We start from the raw sequence: 21,398 nt of genomic DNA on the forward strand, positions 1-21,398 counted from the left end.
CCGCTGAGGCCGCCGGCCCGTCCACCGGTGTCGCCCGACCGTCCGCTGAGACCGCCGGGACCGCCGGAGTCGCCGGGCCGTCCGCCACCGGCTCCAGCCCGTCGTACAGGCCGTCGTCGAGACGTGTCATCCAGGCGTGGTTGTTCATCGGGCTCCCGTCTTGGTTCCCGCCCCGGGGACCTGGCACCGGGCGGTCGGACAGCGAGGGCAGGTGTCCGGCCGGTCGCGAGACCGCCGGGGACGCATAGGGGGCCCGGTTGTCCGGCGCGTCTCCCGGCGGCCGGCCGCCTCATGCCGGCGACCGGCCGGACCGGACGCGGTCCCTTCCCCCCGGGTGCCGCGTCCGTGGTCAGAGCCTCTCCCGCGGGGGTCAACATCCGATCAACAACCGATCGCCGGGAAATATCCACAGGCTGTGGACGGTCACCCTGTGGATATGTGGAAAAATCCCTCGGCGACCAGCGGCCGGATCGCCTCCGGGGCCTTGGCCAGCAGGTCATCGGCGTCCTCGCCGGTGAGCTCGGCGATCGCGGCCAGCAGCGGGCCCAGTGGATAATCGCCGTCGCACACCCCGGCGAGCGCCGCCTCCACCGTCCCCACCCGCGCGGTACGGCGCAGCCCCCTGGTCTGCCGGAGCGTGATCCTGGACGGGTCCTCGGCGCCGGGCGGGCCGATCCGCTCCTCCAGCACGCCCTCCGCCAGCGCGAGCCGTACGCCCGGCAGCTCCGCGCCGGGCAGCCGGTGCGCCGCCGCGATCGAGCCGAGCACCTCGTCCACGTAGCCGCCCACCGGCAGCTCGACCCGCTGACCGAGCTCCTCCACCCGCACGACCGGGTCGAGGGTGCCCGAGTCGTGCAGGGTGATCCAGCCGAACCCGATGCCGGTGACGTCCATGGACTCCAGCCAGCCGAGCCAGCCGTCGTACAGCTCGCGGTAGCGGGCGGTGCCCTGCTCGGCGGCGTCGCGCAGCCACAGCTCCACGTACTCGGCGGGGTCCTGGACGTCGCGCTGGACCACCCAGCCGTCGCATCCGGTGCCGGTCAGCCAGCCGCCCACCCGGTCGCGCCAGTCCTCGCCCCGGACGTGCAGCCAGTTGGCCAGGAGCTGGCAGGTGCCGCCGGGCGCGAGGAAGCGGGGGGCCTGCCGTACCAGATCGCGGCAGAAACCGTCGGCCTCGAAGCCGGACTCGCGGTAGGTGAACCGGCCGGCCGGGGAGATCACGAAGGGCGGGTTGGAGACGACCAGGTCGAACCGCTCGCCGGCGACCGGCTCGAACAGCGACCCCTCGCGGGCGTCCACGTCGCGGATCCCGGACAGCGCCCAGCCGATCCGGGCCAGCTCCAGGGCGCGCGGGTTGACGTCGGTGGCGACGATCTCCCGCGCCCGCCCCGCCAGGTGCAGCACCTGGACGCCGCACCCGGTGCCGAGGTCGAGGGCGCGCTCCACCGGCCGGCGGGTCACGAGCTGGGCCAGGTTCGCCGACGCGCCGCCCGCGCCGACGACGTGGTCCGGGCGCAGCGCCGGGTCGCCGGGGCGGACCTTGCGGTCGGACACGACGTAGCCGCCGGTCTCCCAGGGCTGGAGGTGGACCGTGGAGACCACCCGGCCGCCGTCGGAGGTCACCAGGCCCGCGGCGGCCAGCTCGGCCACCGGCAGGCCCGCCGGGGCGTCCACCGGCACGCCGAGCCACCACAGCCGGATCAGCGTGCCGAGCGGGTCTCCGTCACGGGTGGCGCGCAGCGCGGGCACCGTCTCCTCGCGGGACAGCGCGGTGGCGGCGACCTCGCCGAGGCGCTCCCGGACGCCGTCGATGGTGTATCCGGCGTCGAGCAGCAGCTCCCTGAGCCGGTCAAACAGATCGTTCACCGGCCCATCCTCGCACCGCGGCCCGGCCGCCCCGTACGACCGGGACACCGACGGACACGGGGCGTGACCATCGACCACGGAGAGTGTCAAGCGTCCTGAAAGCGCAGGTCAAGCGCTATGGGATAGCTGTTGATCACGGACAGTGACCGAGACCGGCCACCACAGCGGCCCCGGGAGGACCTGGATGCCGATCCCCTGCCTCGCCTGCGACGCCCTTTTCCGGCCCGACGAGTACTTCCCGGCCTGCCACGACTACGACCGTCGCGCCGACCTGGTGTCCTGGACCTGCCCCCGGTGCGGCAACCGGGACGAGCTGCGGGTCTTCACCGGCGAGCTGGTGTACGGCCACGCCCGGCGCGGGGGGTTCGACGCCGAGGACCGGGTGCCCGTCCCCGGCCTGCGGCGCAGGCGGCACGACGTGCGGCTGGACATCACGCTGGACGGGACGACCTGGCGGGTCCCCGCCCGCGCACGGCGGCCGGCGAAGGCCCCTGGCCCCCTGCGCGGGCTCTGATGGCCGCGCCGCATGGTGGGCGAGACCCCAGGTCCCCTCTACGCGGGCTCCGAGGAGGGCCGCTGGCGCAGGCTCTGCCAGGCGGCCTCGCACAGGCCCGTTATCTCGTCCTGGGTCGGCTGGTGGGCGCCGGCGAACCACAGGCGGCACATCTCGGTGGCCGGGCCCAGCCACAGCACGTAGCACATGGTCGGGTGGACCGGCTGGAGCAGACCCTCCTTCATGTGCGGGCGCCACCAGTCGGACACCTGGCGGAAGAACGCCCGCCGCGACTCCGACACCTCGGTGCCGCCGGGCTCGTCGCGCCGGGGCGGCCGCTCGCTGATCAGCAGGTGGGCGCGCTCGCGGTTCTCGCCGCACCAGGTCATGTGCATCGCGACGATGGCCTCGATGCCCTCCCGCGCGGTCTCGTGGCGCCGCAGCTCGTCGAGGAACGCCTCCTGGTACATGCGCAGGGTGTCGGCGTAGAGCACGCCGAAGACGTGTTCCTTGCTGGCGAAGTGGTGGTAGAAGCTTCCGACGCTGACGCCGCTCTCGTCGCGGAGGCTGGCCAGAGTGGTGGCCGACACGCCATCCTGGCTGAACCGCCGCAGGGCGCCCTCGATGATGCGGGACCGGCCGTCACGTCCGCTCTTGGCAGTCTTCACGGATTCCATGGTGGGGCAACAGAACCTTGTTCCGCAAACGGTTCGGGAAACGGCTCCGGCCCGGGCGATCCTAACGCCTCCGTCCGGCGGCACCAAGCCGGCGTCCACGCCGTGATGCCACGCCGTCGCCCCACCCGGAAGGACAGGGCGGTGCCCACGGTGCCTACCCTGAATGCGTGTACCGGTTTCTTCTGACCCCTCGCTGGATCGCCCTGCACGTGGTGGTGCTGCTGGTCATACCCGCCTTCGTGTTCCTGGGCCGATGGCAGTTCGGGCGTTACGACGAGCGGTCCACCACCAGTCACCAGGCGACCGCCAACCTGGCGGCCGCCCCGGTGGCCCTGGACCGGCTGACCACGCCCGGCGGCACCGTGCGCGTCCAGGACAAGTACCGCACCGTCACGGCCGCCGGGACGTTCGACACGGCCCACCAGCTCCTGGTGCGCCGCCGCCCCCAGGAGGGCGTGCTCGGCTTCTACGTCCTCACCCCGCTGGTCACCGGCGACGGCCAGGGTGTGCTGGTGAACCGGGGCTGGGTCAAGGCGGGCGCGTCGGCCGACGCCGTACCCGACGTCCCCGCCCCGGCCCCGGGCCGGGTGACCGTCACCGGCCGGTTGCGCCCCGCCGAGACCGAGGACACCAGCGGCATCAAGGACCGGCCCGGCCTTCCCCCGGGCCAGGTCATGCTGATCGACACCGGGCGGATCGGCCAGGGCCTGCCCTACCGGCTCTACGGCGGGTTCGTGGAGCTGACCTCCCAGTCGCCTCAGGCCGCCGCCGCGCCCGTCCCGGTGCCCGAGCCGGACGTCGGCGAGGGCGGCGGGCTCAACCTCGCGTACGGCGTGCAGTGGTGGCTGTTCATCGCCGTCGCGATCGGCGGCTGGATCCTGCTGATCCGCCGCGAGGCCGCCGACGTCCGGGCCGGCCGGGCGGAGGACGGACCGAAGCGGGACACGAAGGAGCCCACCGAGCCGATCGACGCCTGACCGGCCCCCACGCTCGTCGACGCCCGGCCGGTCCTCACCACGTCGGAGACCCGCCGAACAGAACCACGGCGGAGACCCGCCGAGCGGAACCTAGTCCAGCAGCAGCCTCGCCAGCAGGCCGACGCCCATCGCGGCGAACACGGTGGCGATCGCCAGGCCGACAGACATCAGGCAGCCCTGCCCGCCGCTCACCCTCACCACCGGCGCGGGCCACCGATCGGCCCGGTACCACAGCGGCCGGGGCTCCAGCAGCAGGAAGCCGATCGCGCCGACCTGTCCCACGGTGAACAGCCAGATCCACGCCCACCGGCTGCCCAACCGGGGCGTCGAGCCGAGCATGATCAGAAAGGTGATCCCCCAGGCGAACGCGACCCAGGGGACGCCGCCGTACCGCAGGACCCGGAACGGCCAGTCGGGGAGGAGTCCCGACGGGTCGCTCCGGTCGCCGAAGGAGGACACCGCCTTCAGGGGCACCCCGGAGATCTCCGCCCAGAACTCGGCGGCGGTGTACCCCGGCCTGTCGCGATGAACCGGCGGGTCCTCGACCTGATGCCAGACGAGGGGCCCCTCGGACCACCTGACCTCCTGGATCAGGCCGTCGCTCTGCCGGTACAGGACGGCCGACACCCGGCCCGCGGCCACGGCGGCGCGGAGCTCGGCCCGGGTCCGCGCGGTGGGCGCGGAACTCAGCGCCGCGACCAGCGCGCCCGCGAGGAGGACGGTCAGCAGCACGATCCGGACGGCCAGGCCGGCGATCCGCCAGCCGCTCCGCATCCTGGCGGGGAAGGGGGTCACCCTTCCTTTCCTACCTCAACGGCCCGTCCGGCGGAGGAACGGTCAGGCGGGGGTGCCCAGCATCGTCAGGGCGAGCATGGCGGTCACGGCGAGGGCGAACGCCGCGGGGCCGCCGAGCCTGGCGGGCGCCGGCAGCGCCTCGTACGGCCGGCGCCACAGCGGGTACGGCTCCAGCAGCGTGTAAAGCGGCGAGCCCCCGGCCAGCAGGATCCAGAACCACGCCCGGCGGCCGGCGAAACGGTGGTCGCGGCGGGTGAGCATCATCATCCACACCAGCACCTCGGCCGCCACCGCGAACGGCGCGAACGGCGGCCACCACCGCGCGTAGGCCGGCGAGCCCACCCGGAACCACGAGGGCCCGCCCCGCACGATCTCCACCGACGGGTCCGCGGCGGCGCGCACCCGGGCCAGGAACGCGCCCTGGCGGCGCTCCAGGGCCGGGCGGACCAGTTCGCCGGTCCGGTGGTCCCAGACGTCGTCCGGCTGGCGGTGGGCGGCCTGGGTCCAGGACAGCGGGCCGCGTGACCACGTCAGGGTGCCGTAGGCGGGCCAGTCGCGGTCGTAGACGACCGTGGTGACCCTCCCCGCCCGCAGGTCCGCGATGAGCTCCTCGGCGTCGCGGCGCGGCAGGTCCTGGTCGGCCAGGATGACGACGAAGGACAGCGAGAGGACGAACAGCAGCACCAGTCGCGCGCCGTACTCCAGGCCGCCCCGCGCCGGAACCACCGTCGGCATGCCGCCCCCCTCGCGCCCTCGGACCCGCCGGACAGGTTACGGCCGGCGGACCCGTGCCACCGCCCCGCCCCTTCCCGTTCCACTCCATTCCGTCCCGTTCTTTCCGCTCCGTCCATTTTGTTTGTTAAGTCCTATTTCGTCCCATTCGTTTCATTCGTTTCGTTCGTTCCGTTCGTTCCGTTCCCACTGACTCGTCCCGTCGGCCGGTCGCCGTTCCCTCCGTCCGATTCGGCGGCTCACCCCGCTCCGGCCGGACCTCCCCCCGGGCGGCCGCCGTTTCCCTTGACTCCGCCGGTCTTTTCCGTCTTTCACCACAGAATGGATCTTTTTCAGGAAATGCCGTTATCCCGGCGATCTACGGGTAGGGGCGTTTCCCAAGGGCCCGCTACGAGTGGCACCCTCATCGGCGGGCCCGCCCTCCCGGGGCCGTCGCCATCCCCCGACGGCGGCCCCGGGCCCGGGGGCGGCACCGGCCGCAAGCCCCGCCGCGCCGGCCGGTGACCCCACGCGCCGCCCGTCGAAGTCGCGAGGTCATGGCCCCGGTGCGGGCTTCCGGACTACACGCGTCAAACCGTGACCCTCTGGCTTGTCCAGTGTTATGACGGGGACGTACGGTTTACCGCGTGACGACGCCGCTGCTCCCCGACCCCGAGCCCAGGCGGCGGGACTATGTGATCATTTCGGTCGACGACCATCTGATCGAGCCGCCGGACATGTTCGAGGGCCGGCTCCCCGATAAATACGCCGACCTCGCCCCCAAGGTCGTGGAGACCGAGGCGGGGCACCAGGTCTGGAGGTACGGCGGCGCGACCTACCCGTGCGCGGGTCTCGACGTGGGCGCCGGCCTGCCCCGGGAGCAGTGGACGCTCGACCCGGTGCGCTTCGAGCACATGCGGCCGGGCTGCCACGACATCGAGGCCAGGATCGACGACATGGACCGCGCCGGCGTCTGGGCGTCGCTGTGCTTCCCCGGCATGCTGGCCCTGCAGTCCGGGATGCTCTTCGCCAAGACCCGCGACCAGGAGCTGGGCCTGGCCGTCACTCGGGCCTGGAACGACTGGCACGTGGAGGTCTGGGCGGGCACCTACCCCGAGCGGATCATCGCCCTGCAGCTTCCCTGGCTGGCCGATCCCGAGATCGCCGCCAAGGAGGTCCGCGACAACGCGGCCCGCGGTTTCAAGGCGGTGCTCTTCCCCGAGTTCCCCACCCGGCTGCGCCTGCCGTCCATCCACAGCGACCACTGGGACCCCTTCTTCCAGGCGTGCGAGGAGACCGGCACCGTCGTCTGCCTGCACGCCGGGGCCGGCTCGTGGACCCCGGTGCCGTCCCCGGACACCCCCATCGAGGCGATCACCACGCTGATGCCGGCCAGCGCCATGTTCGCCTGCGCCGACTGGCTCTGGTCGGGCGTCCCGCTGCGCTTCCCGGCCCTGCGCATCCTGATCGTGGAGGGCGGCGTGGGCTGGCTGCCCATGCTCGCCGAACGGGCCGACTACGCGCTGGACCACCCGGTGGCGGGCGAGGCGCAGTGGGAGGGCGGCCTGAAGCCCAGCGAGGTACTGCGCCGCAACTTCTACTTCGGCACGCTCAACGACCACGCCCTGTCGGGCGTGCGCCTCGCCGTGGGCCTGGAGCACGTGCTGCTGGAGAGCGGTTACCCCCACTCCGACTCCACCTGGCCCGACACCCAGCAGGCCGTCGCGACGAGCCTGGGCAGGCTGCCGCCCGCCGACATCGCCCGGGTGGCCTACGGCAACGCCGCCCGCCTGTTCGGCCACCCGCTGCCCTCGCGGGCCTGGCTCAGGATGGAGCAGCTCTAGCCGCTCCGTGCATCGCCCCGCCCGCCGGGCCGCCCAGGCGGAGATCCACGAAGCAGGACCCGGGGTCCGCTTCGTGGATCTTCTCGCTCACCGGGGTCGCCCAGGCCCGTCCGCCGCGGTCGCCCGGACGGCTTCCCGCCGCGGCGTGGCTCAGCCGCGCCGCCCGTGCGGGAACGGGCCCGCCGCGGACGGGAACGCCCTGACCCCGCCGTGCCGCTCCCAGTCGACGTAGCGACCGCTCTCGCCGAGCAGGGAGCCCATCAGCCACAGGAAGACGCCGAAGTCGTCGGCGACCCCGATGAGCGCCAGGAAGTCCGGGACGAGGTCCAGGGGCGAGACGATGTAGAGGACACCGAGGCCCAGCATCGCCAGCTTGCCCTTAGTCATGCCCGGGTACTGGCCGCGCATGACCGCGCCGACCATCTTCGGCACGGCGCGCAGGCGGGTGGCGAGGCCGGGGGAACCCGGCCCGGACACCTGCCTGTAGACCCGCCACGCCTGTGCCGCACGCGCTGCCTTCGCCATGGGGGAACCTCCTCGGAAGCACGCTCGTCTGGCGGGGGTCCCCTACCCGGCCGCCACACGATATAACGCGTAATCGCTCCGGCCGGTTCCCGCGCGGGCCCCGTCCCGCGCGCGGATCCCCGGCTCTCCGACTCCCTGGCTCCGGCGTCCCGACTCCCCGGCTCCGGCGTCCCGGCCCCGCTTCCGTTTCCGTTTCCGCTTCCGCTTCCGCTTCCGCTTCCGTGGCGGAGACCCCACGCCGCCCCGTCAGTCCTCGACCGGCGCGAGATCCCGTACGGCCCGCTCCAGAGGGACCCCGCCCACCGGGATCGGCGCCAGCACCGGGGTGGTGAGCCCGTTCTCCACGTACTCGCGGATCCTCGCCCGGCACGTCGCCGCGTCGCCGTGCACCACGAGCGCGTCCACGAGTTCGTCCGGGATGGCGCGCAGCGCCGCCTTCCGGTCACCGGCCGCCCACGCCTCGCGCATCGGGCGCAGCATCTCGCCACGCCCCAGCCATTCGTGGAACGCCGCGTAGGCCGGGACGGTCAGGTATCCGGCGAGCATGCGGCGGGCGAGCTCGCGCACCCGGGCGGCGTCCTCGCTGACGCACACGAACAGCCGGGCGATCAGCTCGACGTCCGGGCCGATCTCCGCCCTGACCTTCCGGACGTCCTGGGGCGAGAGCCAGTTCGTGATCGCGCCGTCGGCCTCGGCGGCGGCCAGATGAAGCATGCGGGGCCGCAGCGCGGCGAGGACGATCTTCGGCGGCGTCTCGGGGGCGCGCTCCAGCCGGAAACCCCGGACCTCGAACGTCTCGTACCGCTCGGTGACCTTCTCGCCGGACAGCGCCGCCTTCAGGAAGCGGAGCGTGTCTCTCGTCCTGGCGAACGGCTTCACGAACTCCCCGGCGTTCCAGCCCTCGACGATGACGGGGGAGGAGGCCCCGATGCCCAGGACGAACCGCCCCGGGGCGAGGTCGGCGAGCGTGGCGGCCGACATGGCCAGCAGGCCGGGCCCGCGCGTGGAGACGGGGACGATCGCGCTGCCGAGCCGTACGCCGGGGGCCCACTCGGCGGTCAGCGCCAGCGGCACGAAGCCGTCGGCGCCGTTCACCTCGGCGGACCAGACGTCGGTGTAGCCGAGCTTCGGCAACTCGGCCACCAGCTCCCGCGACCCGGCGAGTGTGCGGTCCGAGAAGGGGAGCGTCATCCCCCAGCGTGCGCCCGTGGCCATCATGCCGCCTCCGCGATTACTAGAACGATGTTCTGAAACAGCTTGCCGCACCGGCCCCGGACCCCGTCAACCTTCCGCCCGCCACAGCCGTACGGCCGGCGCCCCGAGAAGATCTCCCCGGGGTGGTCGTTTACCCCTCCGTGACACTGAGTGAGATGTTAGAACGTTCTGGTGACGATGAAGCGGCACGGAAGACAAGGACGCGGGCCACGGGCGGTGGTCTCGGTGGCCGCGGTGGCCTGCCTGGCGGCTCTCGCGCCGGCCGGGGCCGGTGACGCGGCCACCACCGGCACGCGGCCGGGCAGCCTGCCCGGCTCCGGCGGACGGCCGTACTGCGTGGGCGTCGCCGCGCAACTGGGCATTCCAGGGCGGAGCGCTCCGGACGGCCCGGACGGTCCGGCGTGGGCCGGTGCGGGGCCGGCTCTCGTGGAGGTGACCCTGGGCGTGCGCCTGGGGACGTGCGGGGTGTGTCCGCAGCCCTGCCCCCCGGCCGTCGTCCCGGAGCAGCCCGCTCCGGAGCCGACACGCCCCTCCGAGGCGCCCTCCCCGGGTCCGGAGCCCGCGCCCCCGGCGCCACCCGTCCCGGCCCCGACAGAACCGGTGGTGCCCGCCGTTCCGGAGCCTCCAGAGCCTCCAGAGCCTCCTGAGACGCCGCCCCCCGCTTCGCCCCCCTCCCATCCGCCGCGGCGGCCCGAACCCCGGCCGGCCGAGCCGTCCGCGCGCTTCCGTCAGGCGGCCGTCCCCCCGGAGGCTCCCGAACCCACCCCGTCGCCGTCCGCCACGCCCCGGCCGGCCGTACCCTCCTTCGCGCCCCTCGCCGCGCACAGGCCGATGGTGCTGGACCGCTACGCCGACCGGCGCCGGGGCACCGACCGCAAGCTGGTCATCCTGGTGGTCTTCACCGGCGTGATCTCGGTGAGCGCCGCCGCCGCGCTGAAGAGCCGGGCCCGCCGCTGAGCGGGCACCGGGGGCGACCGGCGGAACATCCCGCCACCGGGGCCGTGACCCCGGTGGCGGGCCCGGACGCCGCCTCCCGCTCAGCCCTCCTGGGAGGGCTGCGGGAACTGTCCGTCGATCCGGTCGTACTGATGCTGGGCGGCCCGCAGGGCATCGGGCCCGACCGCGCCGACCCCGGTGAAGGGATGACTGATCAGCATGATGAAGCCGATGCCGATGACCACCACGCCCACCCGTACGGCGTCGCTGATCACGGACTGGCGCGTGGGCTTCATCCCGAGCGTCCAGGGCAGCGCGATGACCAGCGCCCCAGAGATGATCATCGAGATCACGAAGATGTTCTCCAGACCACCCTCGGCGTCGTCGGCGCGTACGGCGCGCGCGTGGCTGACCTCGGAGGCCCGAAGGAGCGCGTCCTGGCGGAGGTCCTCGGCCTCCTTCCCGACCGGCCGGAGCCGGAGGGTCGCGGCGCGCATGTCCTCGAGGATCCTCGCCGGGACGGGTGACATCTCACCCTCGGCCATCAGCGGCCAGTCGAGGTTGGCGCTCTGCGCCGAGTACTCGCGGATCTGGGTCCGGATCTGCGCCGCCTCGGGGATCGGAGCCACCGACCAGTACATCTCGGTCAGGGTCTCCGCCTCCGCCTGGACGTCGGCCTGCGAGGTGGAGATCGCGTCGCGGCAGAGCACCGCCGCGTAGGCCAGCACGAGGAGGTAGACGGCGAGGGCGAGGTTGGCGGAGAAGTCGACCGACGTCGCCCCCCGCTCCTCGTCCGGCCTGCCCCTCCGGCGAAGCGTGAGGAGCGTGAGGAGCGTGACGGCGGTGGTCGAGACCACCAGGACGGTTACCCAGGCCATGGGACCCCCTCGGAGTAGTCATGAGAATAACCACCGAGGGTAATGAATCGATTACTGAAATTCTCGGGTTCGGGCCCGCCGTCACGCGCGGAGTTCGCGAATCCCCGCGGGGAGGTCACGCGCGAAGGTCATGGACCCCGCGACGAAGCCCCGTGCGAAGGCCGTGGACTCCCGCGGAAGGTCACCCCGGAGTGCGTGGACTCCCGCGGGGAGGTCACGCCCGGAGTTCATGGACTCCCGCGATGAAGTCCCGGGCGACGCCGCGCAGACCCGGCAGGTGGGAGAGCCCGACCAGCCGGTCCACCAGCGGGACGACCAGTTCGATGAGCCGGTACGTCCGCCGGCACCCCTCCGACGTGTCGTGCACCCAGAACAGCACGACCCCCATCGACAGCAGCCACAGCAGCTCGGGCAGCTCGGCCCGCAGCTCGGCGTCCATGCGTTCGGCCGAGCCCTCCACCACCTTGCGATAGACGGCGATCGAGGAATCCCGGGCGGGCGAGGTCTCGGCGCTGAAGGGGTTGAGGGGGTTGTTCGGCTCGGCCGCGTGCTTGAAGAACTTCACCGCGAACTCGTGGTACGGCTCGGAGACCCGTACCCACTCCCGCAGCACACCGCTCAGCCGCGCGGCGAAGGCGCTCTCCCGGCACAGCACCTCCTCGCACGCCGTCTCGTGCTCGGCCTGCGCCCGGTCGTAGTACGCCTGGACGAGAGCCTCCTTGGAGGCGAAGTAGTAGTAGGCGTTCCCCACCGAGACACCGGCCTCGGCGGCGATGACCCGCATCGTCGTGGCCTCGTATCCCCGCTCGCGGAACAGCCTCAGGGCCGTCTCGACGATGACTTCACGAGTCTTGTCTGATCCTCGGCTTCTCTGGGTCGGCTCAGCCACGTTCGTCACTGTACGACCCTGTGACCCCGTTGGTGATCCACGACCCGGCGGGTGAACGGGTCGGGTCATTGAGCCGCACGTTGATCACCATTAAAGAGCAAATTCGAGGCTTTTTGAGGAGTCGTACCAGTTCGATCGTGGGATTGAACCCCTTGGCGGAAGGGCTCCCGCGACAAGGGATGAAGAATGGGAGCACCTTCCCGTAGACGTGGCGCCTCCTGGCTCGCGTCCGGAGCATTTCTGGTCCTGCCCACGGCGCTCACCACGGTGGCCCCGGGAGGCGCCGGGGCCGTCACGCGCCCGGCCGGCCTCACGGCCATGAACCCACTGGTGGACACGGGCCCTCTCACGGCGGTGTACCCGCTCACGACGGCGGGTCCACTCGCGACGGGTTCACTCATGACGGGCCCGCTCAGAATGGATTCACTCACGGCGGGTTCACCCGGGACGGCGGCGGGGGCGTGGACGGCGGACAACGAATCGACCGCGGACACGGGGTCGACGGCGGACACGCGGGCGGCCGACCCGAGGTCTCCGAGGGCGAGGGGCGCCAGGACCGCGAGCGCCAGGGCGGCGTCGGTGAGGGCCGCGAAGGCCGCGAGGACGACGAGGGGCACCGGGCGTGCGGGAACCGCCCCGGGTACGAAGGGCGCCCCGGCGGCGAAGACCGCGGCCGGGGCGAAACCGGCCGCGGGCACCAAGAATGTTCCGGCGGCGAAACCGGCCGCGGGTTCCGGACGGGCTCCGGCGGCGAAACCCGTGGCGGAGGCGAAACCTGCCACCGGCGCCGAGGCCGCCCCGGTGGCCAAGCCCGCGGCGGCGGCGAAACCGGTCGCGGGTTCGGGACGGGCTCCGGCGGCGAAACCGGTCGCGGGTTCCGGACGGGCTCCGGCGGCGAAACCCGCGGCCGAGGTGAAACCGGCCGCGGGCACGGAGGCGGCGAGCGTCAGCACGGCGAGCGCGAAGACCGCGCGCGTGCTGCCCGTACGACTCACCCAGGCCCAGGCCGCGCACCGGCTGAAACGCTCGGGCCTGTCCTGGAAATCCACGGGGGGATGCGTGGACCGCACGATAGGGCAGTGCACCTCCCTGGACACCGTACGGAGGACCACCGTCGCCTCCGTGATCGCGCTGAGACGCGCGAGCGGCTGCCCGATCGTCATCACCGGCGGCACCGAGGTCGGCCACGCTCCCGGCCGCTACAGCCACGCCAAGGGTTACAAGCTGGATATCCAACCGAACTCATGCGTCAACGACCACATCATCCGGCACTACCCGTTCGACGGCATCCGCGACGACGGCGCCCCGCTCTACCGGGCGCCGAACGCCCTCTACGCCCGCGAGCTGGACCACTGGGACATCCTGTTCTTCGACACCCCGACGTCGTGACACCTTCTTCGACGCCCGGACGCCCAGAAGCCCGGACGCCGCGAAAGCGTGGCCTCCGGCCCCCGGCACCGCGACCACCACGGTCCCCGGACACCACCGGGCGGCGACCGCCATGACATCCCGGCACCGCGGGTCCTGACACCGTGACCAACGGCGGACCGTCACACGCCGTACGGCGGGCGGCCCGCCGTACGGCGTGTGACGGTGACGGCCGGACCGGCCGGACCCGAACGGGCCAGGCCGGTCAGACAGAGCGAACGGGTCAGGCGAACTCCGCCGCGACCAGCTCGGCGATCTCCGCGGCGTTCAGGGCCGCACCCTTGCGGAGGTTGTCCCCGCAGACGAACAGGTCGAGGGTGTTGGGGAAGTCGAGCGCCTGGCGGATCCGGCCGACGTAGGTCGGGTCGGTGCCGACGACGTCGGCCGGGGTCGGGAAGACGCCGTTGGCCGGGTCGTCCATGACGACCACGGTGGGCGCGGCCTCCAGGATCCGGTGGGCGTCGGCGACGGTGATCTCGCGTTCGAAGGTCGCGTGCACGGCCAGCGAGTGGGTCGTGATCACCGGGACCCGCACGCAGGTCGCCGAGACCTTCAGGTCGTCGATCCCGAGGATCTTCCGGGACTCGTTGCGGAGCTTGATCTCCTCGGAGGCCCAGCCGCCGTCCTTGAGCGAGCCCGCCCACGGCACGACGTTGAACGCCACCGGAGCCGGGAACGGCGACTCGGCCTCGCCCAGCGCGTTCTGCAGGGTCTTGCGCACGTCACCGGCGGTCTGCCCGACCGTCCGGTCACCGGCCAGGGCCTCGATCTCGTCGTAGAGGCGTGCCGAGCCCGCCACGCCCGCGCCGGAGACCGCCTGGTAGGAGGCGACCACCAGCTCGCGCAGGCCGTACTCGGCGTGCAGCGCGCCCATCGCGGCCATCATCGACAGCGTGGTGCAGTTGGGGGTGGAGATGATGCCCAGCGGCCGTTCCCGCGCGGCCTCGGGGTTCACCTCCGGCACGACCAGCGGCACCTGGGGGTTCATCCGGAAGGTGCCGGACTTGTCGATGACGGTCGCGCCGCGCTCGGCCGCGACCGGCACCCACACCGCGGAGACCTCGTCCGGCACGTCGAAGATCGCGATGTCGACGCCGTCGAAGACCTCGGGGGTCAGCTCCTGGACGACCACGTCCTCACCGCGGACCTGAAGGACCTTCCCGGCCGACCGGGCGGACGCGACGAGCTTGATCTCGCCGTAGACGTCCTCCCGGTGGGAGATGATGTCGCGCATGACGGTGCCCACGGCACCGGTCGCGCCGATCAGGGCGAGGGTCGGCTTGCGGCTCATCGTCCGGTACCTCCGTAGACCACTGCCTCGACCTGGTCGGCGTCGAGGTTGAAAGCGTGGTGCGCGGCGGTGACCGCCGCGTCGACCTCGTCCTGCCCGACGATCACCGAGATGCGGATCTCCGAGGTGGAGATCATCTCGATGTTCACCCCCGCGTTGGCGATGGCCGCGAAGAACGTCGCGGTGACGCCGGGGTGCGAGCGCATGCCCGCGCCGATCAGCGACACCTTGCCGATCTGGTCGTCGAAGAGCAGCGACTCGAACCCGATGCGGTCCTGGATCTTCTTCAGCGCGGACAGCGCCGTGGAGCTGTCTGTCGTGGGCAGCGTGAAGGAGATGTCCGTACGACCGGTCGCCGCCGCCGACACGTTCTGCACGATCATATCGATGTTGATCTCAGCGTCCGCCAGCGTTTTGAAGATCGTGGCAGCCTCGCCGACCTTGTCGGGCACCCCGACAACGGTGATCTTGGCCTCGCTCCGGTCGTGCGCGACGCCGGAGATTATCGGCTGCTCCATCTCTGTTCCTTCGCTGTCGGGGTCGGAGACGACCCACGTGCCTTCCTTGGTGCTGAACGAGCTTCTGACGTGGATCGGCAGGTTGAACCGGCGCGCGTACTCAACGCAGCGGAGGTGCAGGATCTTCGCCCCGCAGGCCGCCATCTCCATCATCTCGTCGTAGGAGATCCTGGGGATCTTACGGGCGGTCGGGACGATGCGCGGGTCGGCGGTGAAGATGCCGTCCACGTCGGTGTAGATCTCGCAGACGTCGGCTTCCAGGGCGGCGGCGAGGGCGACGGCGGTCGTGTCGGAACCGCCCCGGCCGAGCGTGGTGATGTCCTTGGTGTCCTGGGAGACACCCTGGAACCCCGCCACGATCGCGATCTGGCCGTTGCCGAGGGCCTCCTGGATCCGGCCGGGCGTCACGTCGATGATGCGCGCGCGGCCGTGGGAGGAGTCGGTGATGACACCGGCCTGGGAGCCGGTGAACGACCGGGCCTCGTGGCCGAGGTTGGCGATCGCCATCGCCAGCAGCGCCATCGAGATGCGCTCACCGGAGGTGAGGAGCATGTCGAGCTCGCGGCCCGGGGGCAGCGGCGAGACCTGCTGGGCGAGGTCCAGCAGCTCGTCGGTGGTGTCACCCATCGCCGAGACGATCACCACGACGTCGTTGCCGGCTTTTTTCGTCGCGACGATCCGCTGCGCGACCCGCTTGATGCAGGACGCGTCGGCGACGGACGAACCACCGTACTTCTGTACAACGAGCGCCACGAGATCTCTCCGAAGCAATCTGGGGCTGTGGAGCCCTCAGTCTACTTGCGCCCCGTCGAGCTCCTTCGGGCCTGACCACCATGTGGACAGGTCAGACCGTGGTACGCTCCTCCGCCACGTCGAGGCGCGTGTGCGCGACGAGCGCCTGGAGCGCCCGCAGGGCGGCGCCCGCGTGGTTGCCCCATGTGTTGAAGTAGGAGTACTGCCACCACCACAGGGCCTCCAGCGGGCGGCCCGCCTGGTAGTGCCGGAGCCCGTGGATGAGGTCGGCGGCCACCGCGGTCAGGTCGTCCGACAGCCGGTAGGGCGTCACCGAGGTGTCCTTGTAGGGGTCGAAGACCTCGGCGTAGTCGTCGACCGGGCCCAGGCGCTCGGCGAGGGTGGTACGGACGCCGTCGACGTCCGGGTCCTCGCTCAGATGCGGCTCCCAGTTGCCGGAGAGGATCACGTCCTGGCAGGCGCCGAGCTGAGCCCCGGCGGAGCTGACCTGCGCCACCTCCACCAGCAGCAGCGGCAGGATGGCGTCACCGCCCTCGCCGCCCGCCAGCCGGGTGAGCCCGTCGATGTAGTCGCGCGCGTGGACGGCGATCCGGTCGGCCAGGGCGGCCCATGCGTCAGACATCCAGCAGCCTTCTTCCTTCGAACGCGCGGCCCAGGGTGACCTCGTCGGCGTACTCGAGGTCACCGCCCACGGGCAGGCCGCTGGCGAGTCGTGTGACTTTCAGGCCCATCGGCTTCACCAGACGGGCGAGGTACGTCGCCGTCGCCTCCCCCTCCAGGTTGGGGTCGGTGGCGATGATCAGCTCCGTCACCCGGCCGTCGGCCAGGCGCGTCATCAGTTCCCGGATGCGCAGGTCGTCGGGGCCGACTCCGTCGATCGGGCTGATCGCCCCGCCGAGCACGTGGTAGCGGCCCCGGAACTCGCGGGTCTTCTCGATGGCCACCACGTCCTTGGACTCCTCCACGACGCAGATGACGTGGGTGTCGCGCCGGGTGTCACGGCAGATCCGGCACTCCTCCTCGGCGGCGACGTTGCCGCAGACGCGGCAGAAGCGGACCTTGTCCTTGACCTCCAGCAGGGCGTGGGCGAGCCGCTTGACGTCGGCGGGCTCCGCTGCCAGCAGGTGGAACGCGATCCGCTGCGCGCTCTTGGGACCGACGCCCGGCAGCATGCCGAGCTCGTCGATCAGGTTCTGGAGGACCCCCTCGTACATGGCTCAGAATCCGGGAAGCTGGCCGAGGCCGCCCCCGCCGCCGAGGCCCTGCGCGAGCGGGCCGAGCTTCTCCTGCTGGAGGTCGGCCGCCGAGCGCACGGCGTCCCGGATGGCGGCGATGACCAGGTCGGCGATCGTGTCGGCCGTCTCCTGGCGGTCACCGGTGTCGACGGCCTCCGCCTTGATCTTCAGTTCGAGCAGTTCGCCGCTGCCGTTGACCGTGGCCACGACGAGCCCGCCGCCCGCCGAGCCCTGCACCTGGGCGTCGTTCAGCTCCTGCTGGGCGCTGACGAGTTGCTGCTGCATGAGCTGCGCCTGCTCCAGCAGTTGCTGAAGGTTTACATCCCCTGGGTTCACCGTCGTGTGCTCCTCGTCCGTGACGTCAGTCGTCACGAGCCTACGGGGTCCGGACCGGCTGTTGCACTGGCCCGGGCACGTGTTCCCCAGAGGGGGACGCTAAACCCCCTGTCGGGTCCCGGCCCCCCTCCAAGACGTCCGGGACCCGACGTGACACGCACCGGAGCGGCCGCGTACGGCAACGTGTTGACAGAAATTTAACCGGACCCGGGCTCGTCACACATTGCATTTGTTCAATAACCCCGTGCGCTTCTTCCCGGCGCCGCGCGTCAGGCGTGGTCGATCTCCTCGATGATCTGACCGCCCAGCTCCCGCTGGATGAGCGCCATGCCGGTCAGCGAGTCGACGTCGGCGTCCGCGTCGTTCAGCGGATCGACCTCGTCGCTGTCCGGCGCGGGCACGCGCCCCGGCACCTTGTCCGGCCAGGCGGGCCTGGCGCCGCCGGCCTTCGGACCCGTCTGCGCCGCCGCCCTCGCGGCCGAGCGGGCGGCGGCGAGGCCGGGGGCCGGGGAGGGCGGCGAGCCGGGGTCGTCGGGAAGAGGCGCGTCCGGCCACGAATCGTCGGTGGGCGGGAAGGACTGACGCGCGGGAGGGGCCTGCCGGACCGCCGGAGCCTGCGCCGAGGCGGGCCCCGGAGCCGATCCCGAGGCGGGACCCGAAGCGGACCCCGGGGCATGCCCCTGCGCGGGGTCCTGGCGCGGCTGGGCCGGCTGCGGGGCCGGCTGGACCGGCTGGGGAGGCGGACCCGCCGCGGGACGGGCGCCACCGGACGGGCCGCCGCCCGCCACGACGGCCTCGACCTTCCAGGAGCCGCCCAGCACGTCCTGCAGGGCCGCCGCGACGACGACGTCCTTGCCGCCGCCGGTGAAGTTGCGCATCGCGCCGACCTGAGCGAACCCCAGCGTGACGAGCTTTCCTTCGACCCCCACGACCTGGGCGTTGGTGTTGACGTTCGCCCAGACCACGATGCTGCGCCGTTTGAGGGCGGCGAGCACCTGCGGCCACGCCTGCTGCACCGCCGCGGCCCCCGTCCCGGTCACCGCGTCGGCGACCGGGGCGACCGGCACCGCCGACGCCGCCGGGGCCGCGGGGGCCTGGGGGCGTCCGCGGGGGCGCCCGGCCTGGTCACGGCGGGCCAGTCGTCGTCCGCGCGGGTCCGCTCCACCGGGGCCGGAGTCGTACCCGCGGAGGGAGCGGGGGCGGCCGGAACCTGCGCGACCGGAGCCTGCGCGGGTGGCGTGGCCTGGACAGCCGGGGAGGGGACCACCGCGGCCGGAGCCGCCTGCACCGGCGGGGCGGCGACGGCGGGGACGACGGGAGCCGCCGCGAGACCGCCGCGCTCCAGCCGTTCCAGACGGGCCAGCAGCGCCGCCTCGTCCCGGCCGGTCCCGGGCAGGAGCGTCCGGGCGCACATCAGCTCCAGCATCAGCCGGGGCGAGGCCGCGCCGCGCATCTCGGTCAGGCCGGCGTTGAAGATCTCGGCGGCGCGGGTCAGCTCGGCCGGGCCCATCGACGCGGCCTGCTCGCGGAGCCGGTCGAGCTCGTCGGCGGGCCGGTCGAGCAGCCCGCTCCCGGCCGCCTCGGGCACGTTGGCCAGGATCACCAGGTCGCGGAAGCGCTCCAGCAGGTCCATCGCGAACCTGCGGGGGTCGTGGCCCCCCTCGATCACCCGGCCGACCGTCTGGAAGACCCGGGCGCCGTCACGGGCGGCGAAGGCGGCGACCACGTCGTCGAGCAGGCCGCCGTCGGTGTAGCCCAGCAGGGAGACGGCGCGCGCGTAGGTGATGCCCGACTCGTCGGACCCGGCGAAGAGCTGGTCGAGGATGGACAGCGAGTCACGGGCCGAGCCGGCGCCCGCCCGGATCACCAGCGGCAGCGCGGCGGGCTCGAACGGGACCTTCTCCGCGGTGAGGATCTCCTCCATGAGCGCGCGCAGCGCGGCGGGCGGGATCAACCGGAAGGGGTAGTGGTGGGTCCGGGACTTGATCGTCCCGATGACCTTCTCGGGCTCGGTCGTCGCGAAGACGAACTTCAGGTGCGGCGGGGGCTCCTCGACGAGCTTGAGCAGCGCGTTGAAACCCTCGCGGGTCACCATGTGCGCCTCGTCGATGATGTAGATCTTGTAGCGCGCCGACACGGGCGCGAAGAAGGCCCGCTCACGCAGGTCGCGGGCGTCGTCCACGCCACCGTGCGAGGCGGCGTCGATCTCGATGACGTCGAGGTGGCCGGGGCCGGTGGGGGCCAGCGCGACGCAGGACTCGCATTTTCCGCAGGGGTCGGGCGTCGGCCCCTGCTCGCAGTTCAGCGAACGGGCCAGGATCCGGGCGCTGGAGGTCTTGCCGCAGCCTCGGGGCCCGCTGAACAGGTAGGCATGGCTGATCCGGCCGCTCCGCAGCGCCTGCCGTAGCGGCTCTGTGACGTGCTCCTGGCCCTTGACCTCGGCGAAGGTCCCGGGCCGGTACTTGCGGTAAAGCGCAAGACTCATGCGACCATCCCGCCTGCGAGGGGTCCTGAAACGAAGAGAACCCCTCGCACACCCGCCAGAGCCTGCTTATCCTTGCTGCCTTCCGGCCCTGGGGAGGTTCACAGGATGACGCCGCGCGAGGGGTCCGAGGACAGTCTAACGTCTGACCGGAGTGTTCGGGGCACCGAATATGCGGTCATCGCACTCAGAAAGTTCGGTAAGCTTCTCCACGGAGGATTCGCCTAGTTGGCCTAGGGCGCACGCTTGGAAAGCGTGTTGGGGGCAACCCCTCAGGAGTTCGAATCTCCTATCCTCCGCCGCCCGAAGGGGCCGGAGCGCACACGCGCTCCGGCCCCTTCGTCGTATCCGCCCGTCCTCACACCGCGTCGGCCCGCGCGCCCCTTCCGGCCGGGCCACGCGCGCAGGACGCTCGACGGGCACGGCGGGCGCGTGACGTTCGGCGAGCGGTGCCCGGCCCGGCTCTCCCACGCGGAGCGCCGGGCCGCGGAGGAGCCGGCGGGCACGACGGGGACCGGGGCGGGGGCGCCACGGCGCCGTGACCTCCCGTCCGTCATCCGGTTCCACCGGAATGTCCCGGCCTCCCCGGGGCAGTGGAAGGTCCCAAGCGGACCGAAGGGACATCGGCGATGGACTTCAAAGATGACGCCCGGCTCGACACCTCACAGGTGGAGAGCGGCGGCAGGGGCGGCTTCCCCGGCGGTGGCCTCGCCGTCGGCGGCGGCGCGGCCGGGATCATCGCGCTCATCGTGGCTCTGATATTCGGCGTCAACCCCGGGAACATCACCGGCGGCGACGACCCCGCCCCGGTGAACCCCAGCTCCAACCTGGCCTCCGAGTGCAAGACCGGCCAGGACGCCGACCAGAACGAGCAGTGCCGGATCGTCGGCGTGGTCAACAGCATCCAGGACTACTGGCCCGAGGTCGTGCAGAACTACACGCCGGCCAAGACGGTCATGTTCTCCGGCCAGGTCAACACAGGCTGCGGCGCCGCCGACGCCTCGGTCGGCCCGTTCTACTGCCCCGCCGACCAGCGGGTCTACCTCGATCTCAGCTTCTTCGACGAACTCCAGAGCCGGTTCGGCGCCAAGGGCGGCCCTTTCGCCCAGGCCTACGTCGTCGGCCACGAGTACGGTCACCACGTGCAGAACCTCCTCGGCACCAACGCCAAGGCGGAGGGGGACCGGCAGGGACCGGAGAGCGGTTCGGTCCGGCTGGAGCTGCAGGCCGACTGCTACTCCGGCGCCTGGGCCAAGAACGCCTACAAGACCGGCCTGTTCGCCAAGCCGTTCAGCCAGACCGACATCGAAGAGGCGATCAGCGCGGCCTCGGCCGTGGGCGACGACAGCATCCAGAAGCGCACCCAGGGCCGGGTCGACCCCGAGGGGTTCACCCACGGAACGTCGGCGCAGCGTGTCAAGTGGTTCACCACCGGTTACGAGAGCGGCGACCCCAACAAGTGCGACACCTTCGCGGGCGACGTCTGAGAGGCCCGCGACCTGCGGGATGAGCCGCCCGGCGGACATCCGGCGAACATGACACCCGATGC

General features: G+C 72.2%; 19 protein-coding genes, 1 tRNA gene, 1 other RNA gene and 1 pseudogene. 7 read left to right on the forward strand and 15 right to left on the reverse strand.

Translation table 11 applies throughout. The features are described 5' to 3' along the window. Nucleotides 1–423: 423 nt before the first annotated feature. A complete protein-coding gene (locus ACQP10_RS37385) occupies nucleotides 424–1,866 on the reverse strand; it encodes a DUF7059 domain-containing protein (RefSeq protein ID WP_346018350.1) in 1,443 nt (480 codons plus the stop codon). Nucleotides 1,867–2,050: 184 nt separating this feature from the next. Here ACQP10_RS37385 and ACQP10_RS37390 point away from each other — a divergent pair, with 184 nt between their 5' ends. Further along, complete coding sequence (locus tag ACQP10_RS37390; protein ID WP_346018349.1) at nucleotides 2,051–2,380, forward strand: hypothetical protein; 330 nt, start codon at nucleotides 2,051–2,053, stop codon at nucleotides 2,378–2,380. 38 nt (nucleotides 2,381–2,418) lie between these two features. On the opposite strand, the gene ACQP10_RS37395 is transcribed toward ACQP10_RS37390, so the two are convergent. Further along, a complete protein-coding gene (locus ACQP10_RS37395) occupies nucleotides 2,419–3,027 on the reverse strand; it encodes a TetR/AcrR family transcriptional regulator (RefSeq protein ID WP_189246950.1) in 609 nt (202 codons plus the stop codon). Between the two features lie 176 nt (nucleotides 3,028–3,203). On the opposite strand from ACQP10_RS37395, the gene ACQP10_RS37400 reads away from it, so the two are divergent. Continuing rightward, entirely contained in the window at nucleotides 3,204–4,013 is an 810-nt protein-coding gene (locus tag ACQP10_RS37400; RefSeq protein WP_179821772.1) for an SURF1 family cytochrome oxidase biogenesis protein, read from the forward strand. A gap of 90 nt (nucleotides 4,014–4,103) precedes the next feature. On the opposite strand, the gene ACQP10_RS37405 is transcribed toward ACQP10_RS37400, so the two are convergent. Beyond that, entirely contained in the window at nucleotides 4,104–4,808 is a 705-nt protein-coding gene (locus ACQP10_RS37405) for a hypothetical protein (RefSeq protein WP_433540611.1), read from the reverse strand. 42 nt (nucleotides 4,809–4,850) lie between these two features. After that, entirely contained in the window at nucleotides 4,851–5,543 is a 693-nt protein-coding gene (locus ACQP10_RS37410) for a hypothetical protein (RefSeq protein ID WP_433540612.1), read from the reverse strand. A 623-nt stretch (nucleotides 5,544–6,166) separates the two neighbouring features. Here ACQP10_RS37410 and ACQP10_RS37415 point away from each other — a divergent pair. Continuing rightward, nucleotides 6,167–7,363: an amidohydrolase family protein gene (locus ACQP10_RS37415; protein WP_179821766.1), complete on the forward strand. Its 1,197-nt coding sequence runs from the start codon at nucleotides 6,167–6,169 to the stop codon at nucleotides 7,361–7,363. A 150-nt stretch (nucleotides 7,364–7,513) separates the two neighbouring features. Here ACQP10_RS37415 and ACQP10_RS37420 read toward each other — a convergent pair whose 3' ends face one another. Both ACQP10_RS37420 and ACQP10_RS37425 read right to left on the reverse strand, forming a co-directional pair. Then, nucleotides 7,514–7,888, reverse strand: coding sequence for a YkvA family protein (locus ACQP10_RS37420; RefSeq protein ID WP_346018346.1), 375 nt, complete (start codon nucleotides 7,886–7,888; stop codon nucleotides 7,514–7,516). 246 nt (nucleotides 7,889–8,134) lie between these two features. Beyond that, nucleotides 8,135–9,103, reverse strand: a complete 969-nt coding sequence (locus tag ACQP10_RS37425) for an LLM class F420-dependent oxidoreductase (protein WP_346019689.1) — start codon at nucleotides 9,101–9,103, stop codon at nucleotides 8,135–8,137. An 831-nt stretch (nucleotides 9,104–9,934) separates the two neighbouring features. On the opposite strand from ACQP10_RS37425, the gene ACQP10_RS37430 reads away from it, so the two are divergent. Beyond that, nucleotides 9,935–10,060 carry a hypothetical protein gene (locus tag ACQP10_RS37430; protein ID WP_281395110.1) on the forward strand — a complete coding sequence of 42 codons (126 nt, stop codon included), beginning with the start codon at nucleotides 9,935–9,937 and terminating at the stop codon, nucleotides 10,058–10,060. An 80-nt stretch (nucleotides 10,061–10,140) separates the two neighbouring features. Here the strand turns inward: ACQP10_RS37430 and ACQP10_RS37435 are convergent, their stop codons facing one another. Together ACQP10_RS37435 and ACQP10_RS37440 are read right to left on the reverse strand one after the other, a co-directional pair. Further along, a complete protein-coding gene (locus ACQP10_RS37435; protein ID WP_346018345.1) occupies nucleotides 10,141–10,917 on the reverse strand; it encodes a hypothetical protein in 777 nt (258 codons plus the stop codon). A 214-nt stretch (nucleotides 10,918–11,131) separates the two neighbouring features. Beyond that, on the reverse strand, nucleotides 11,132–11,806 hold the full coding sequence (locus ACQP10_RS37440) for a TetR/AcrR family transcriptional regulator (protein ID WP_362744553.1): 675 nt from the start codon (nucleotides 11,804–11,806) through the stop codon (nucleotides 11,132–11,134). A 759-nt stretch (nucleotides 11,807–12,565) separates the two neighbouring features. Between ACQP10_RS37440 and ACQP10_RS37445 the strand changes: the two genes are divergently transcribed. Next, nucleotides 12,566–13,195 carry a hypothetical protein gene (locus tag ACQP10_RS37445; protein WP_399498619.1) on the forward strand — a complete coding sequence of 210 codons (630 nt, stop codon included), beginning with the start codon at nucleotides 12,566–12,568 and terminating at the stop codon, nucleotides 13,193–13,195. Nucleotides 13,196–13,457: 262 nt separating this feature from the next. Here the strand turns inward: ACQP10_RS37445 and ACQP10_RS37450 are convergent, their stop codons facing one another. The 7 genes and pseudogenes from ACQP10_RS37450 to ffs form a co-directional block, all read right to left on the reverse strand. After that, complete coding sequence (locus ACQP10_RS37450) at nucleotides 13,458–14,525, reverse strand: aspartate-semialdehyde dehydrogenase (protein ID WP_346018342.1); 1,068 nt, start codon at nucleotides 14,523–14,525, stop codon at nucleotides 13,458–13,460. Then, nucleotides 14,522–15,796: an aspartate kinase gene (locus ACQP10_RS37455; protein WP_179821756.1), complete on the reverse strand. Its 1,275-nt coding sequence runs from the start codon at nucleotides 15,794–15,796 to the stop codon at nucleotides 14,522–14,524. Before ACQP10_RS37455 ends, ACQP10_RS37450 begins: the two co-directional genes overlap by 4 nt. A gap of 91 nt (nucleotides 15,797–15,887) precedes the next feature. Next, a complete protein-coding gene (locus tag ACQP10_RS37460; RefSeq protein WP_179821755.1) occupies nucleotides 15,888–16,418 on the reverse strand; it encodes a DUF5063 domain-containing protein in 531 nt (176 codons plus the stop codon). Continuing rightward, on the reverse strand, nucleotides 16,411–17,010 hold the full coding sequence (recR, locus tag ACQP10_RS37465) for a recombination mediator RecR (protein ID WP_179821753.1): 600 nt from the start codon (nucleotides 17,008–17,010) through the stop codon (nucleotides 16,411–16,413). Before recR ends, ACQP10_RS37460 begins: the two co-directional genes overlap by 8 nt. Nucleotides 17,011–17,013: 3 nt before the next feature. Beyond that, nucleotides 17,014–17,367, reverse strand: a complete 354-nt coding sequence (locus ACQP10_RS37470; protein WP_179823331.1) for a YbaB/EbfC family nucleoid-associated protein — start codon at nucleotides 17,365–17,367, stop codon at nucleotides 17,014–17,016. Between the two features lie 269 nt (nucleotides 17,368–17,636). Further along, a pseudogene (locus tag ACQP10_RS37475) lies at nucleotides 17,637–19,852 on the reverse strand (DNA polymerase III subunit gamma and tau). A 32-nt stretch (nucleotides 19,853–19,884) separates the two neighbouring features. Further along, nucleotides 19,885–19,980, reverse strand: an RNA gene (ffs, locus tag ACQP10_RS37480) — signal recognition particle sRNA small type. 82 nt (nucleotides 19,981–20,062) lie between these two features. Between ffs and ACQP10_RS37485 the strand changes: the two genes are divergently transcribed. Then, nucleotides 20,063–20,148 (forward strand) — tRNA-Ser (locus tag ACQP10_RS37485). 330 nt (nucleotides 20,149–20,478) lie between these two features. Continuing rightward, nucleotides 20,479–21,336 carry a KPN_02809 family neutral zinc metallopeptidase gene (gene ypfJ / locus ACQP10_RS37490; RefSeq protein ID WP_346018340.1) on the forward strand — a complete coding sequence of 286 codons (858 nt, stop codon included), beginning with the start codon at nucleotides 20,479–20,481 and terminating at the stop codon, nucleotides 21,334–21,336. Nucleotides 21,337–21,398: the final 62 nt, after the last annotated feature.

This window comes from Streptosporangium sandarakinum, from assembly GCF_050942225.1.
Taxonomy (GTDB): Bacteria; Actinomycetota; Actinomycetes; order Streptosporangiales; family Streptosporangiaceae; genus Streptosporangium; species Streptosporangium nondiastaticum.

What these genes read in the sequence shown, in the direction of transcription:
- ACQP10_RS37390 (WP_346018349.1), top strand. Translation starts at nt 2,051, where the DNA reads ATGCCGATCCCCTGCCTCGCCTGCGACGCCCTTTTCCGGCCCGACGAG.
- ACQP10_RS37410 (WP_433540612.1), bottom strand. Translation starts at nt 5,543, where the DNA reads ATGCCGACGGTGGTTCCGGCGCGGGGCGGCCTGGAGTACGGCGCGCGA.
- ACQP10_RS37420 (WP_346018346.1), bottom strand. Translation starts at nt 7,888, where the DNA reads ATGGCGAAGGCAGCGCGTGCGGCACAGGCGTGGCGGGTCTACAGGCAG.
- ACQP10_RS37425 (WP_346019689.1), bottom strand. Translation starts at nt 9,103, where the DNA reads ATGGCCACGGGCGCACGCTGGGGGATGACGCTCCCCTTCTCGGACCGC.
- ACQP10_RS37430 (WP_281395110.1), top strand. Translation starts at nt 9,935, where the DNA reads ATGGTGCTGGACCGCTACGCCGACCGGCGCCGGGGCACCGACCGCAAG.
- ACQP10_RS37435 (WP_346018345.1), bottom strand. Translation starts at nt 10,917, where the DNA reads ATGGCCTGGGTAACCGTCCTGGTGGTCTCGACCACCGCCGTCACGCTC.
- ACQP10_RS37450 (WP_346018342.1), bottom strand. Translation starts at nt 14,525, where the DNA reads ATGAGCCGCAAGCCGACCCTCGCCCTGATCGGCGCGACCGGTGCCGTG.
- ACQP10_RS37460 (WP_179821755.1), bottom strand. Translation starts at nt 16,418, where the DNA reads ATGTCTGACGCATGGGCCGCCCTGGCCGACCGGATCGCCGTCCACGCG.
- recR (WP_179821753.1), bottom strand. Translation starts at nt 17,010, where the DNA reads ATGTACGAGGGGGTCCTCCAGAACCTGATCGACGAGCTCGGCATGCTG.
- ypfJ (WP_346018340.1), top strand. Translation starts at nt 20,479, where the DNA reads ATGGACTTCAAAGATGACGCCCGGCTCGACACCTCACAGGTGGAGAGC.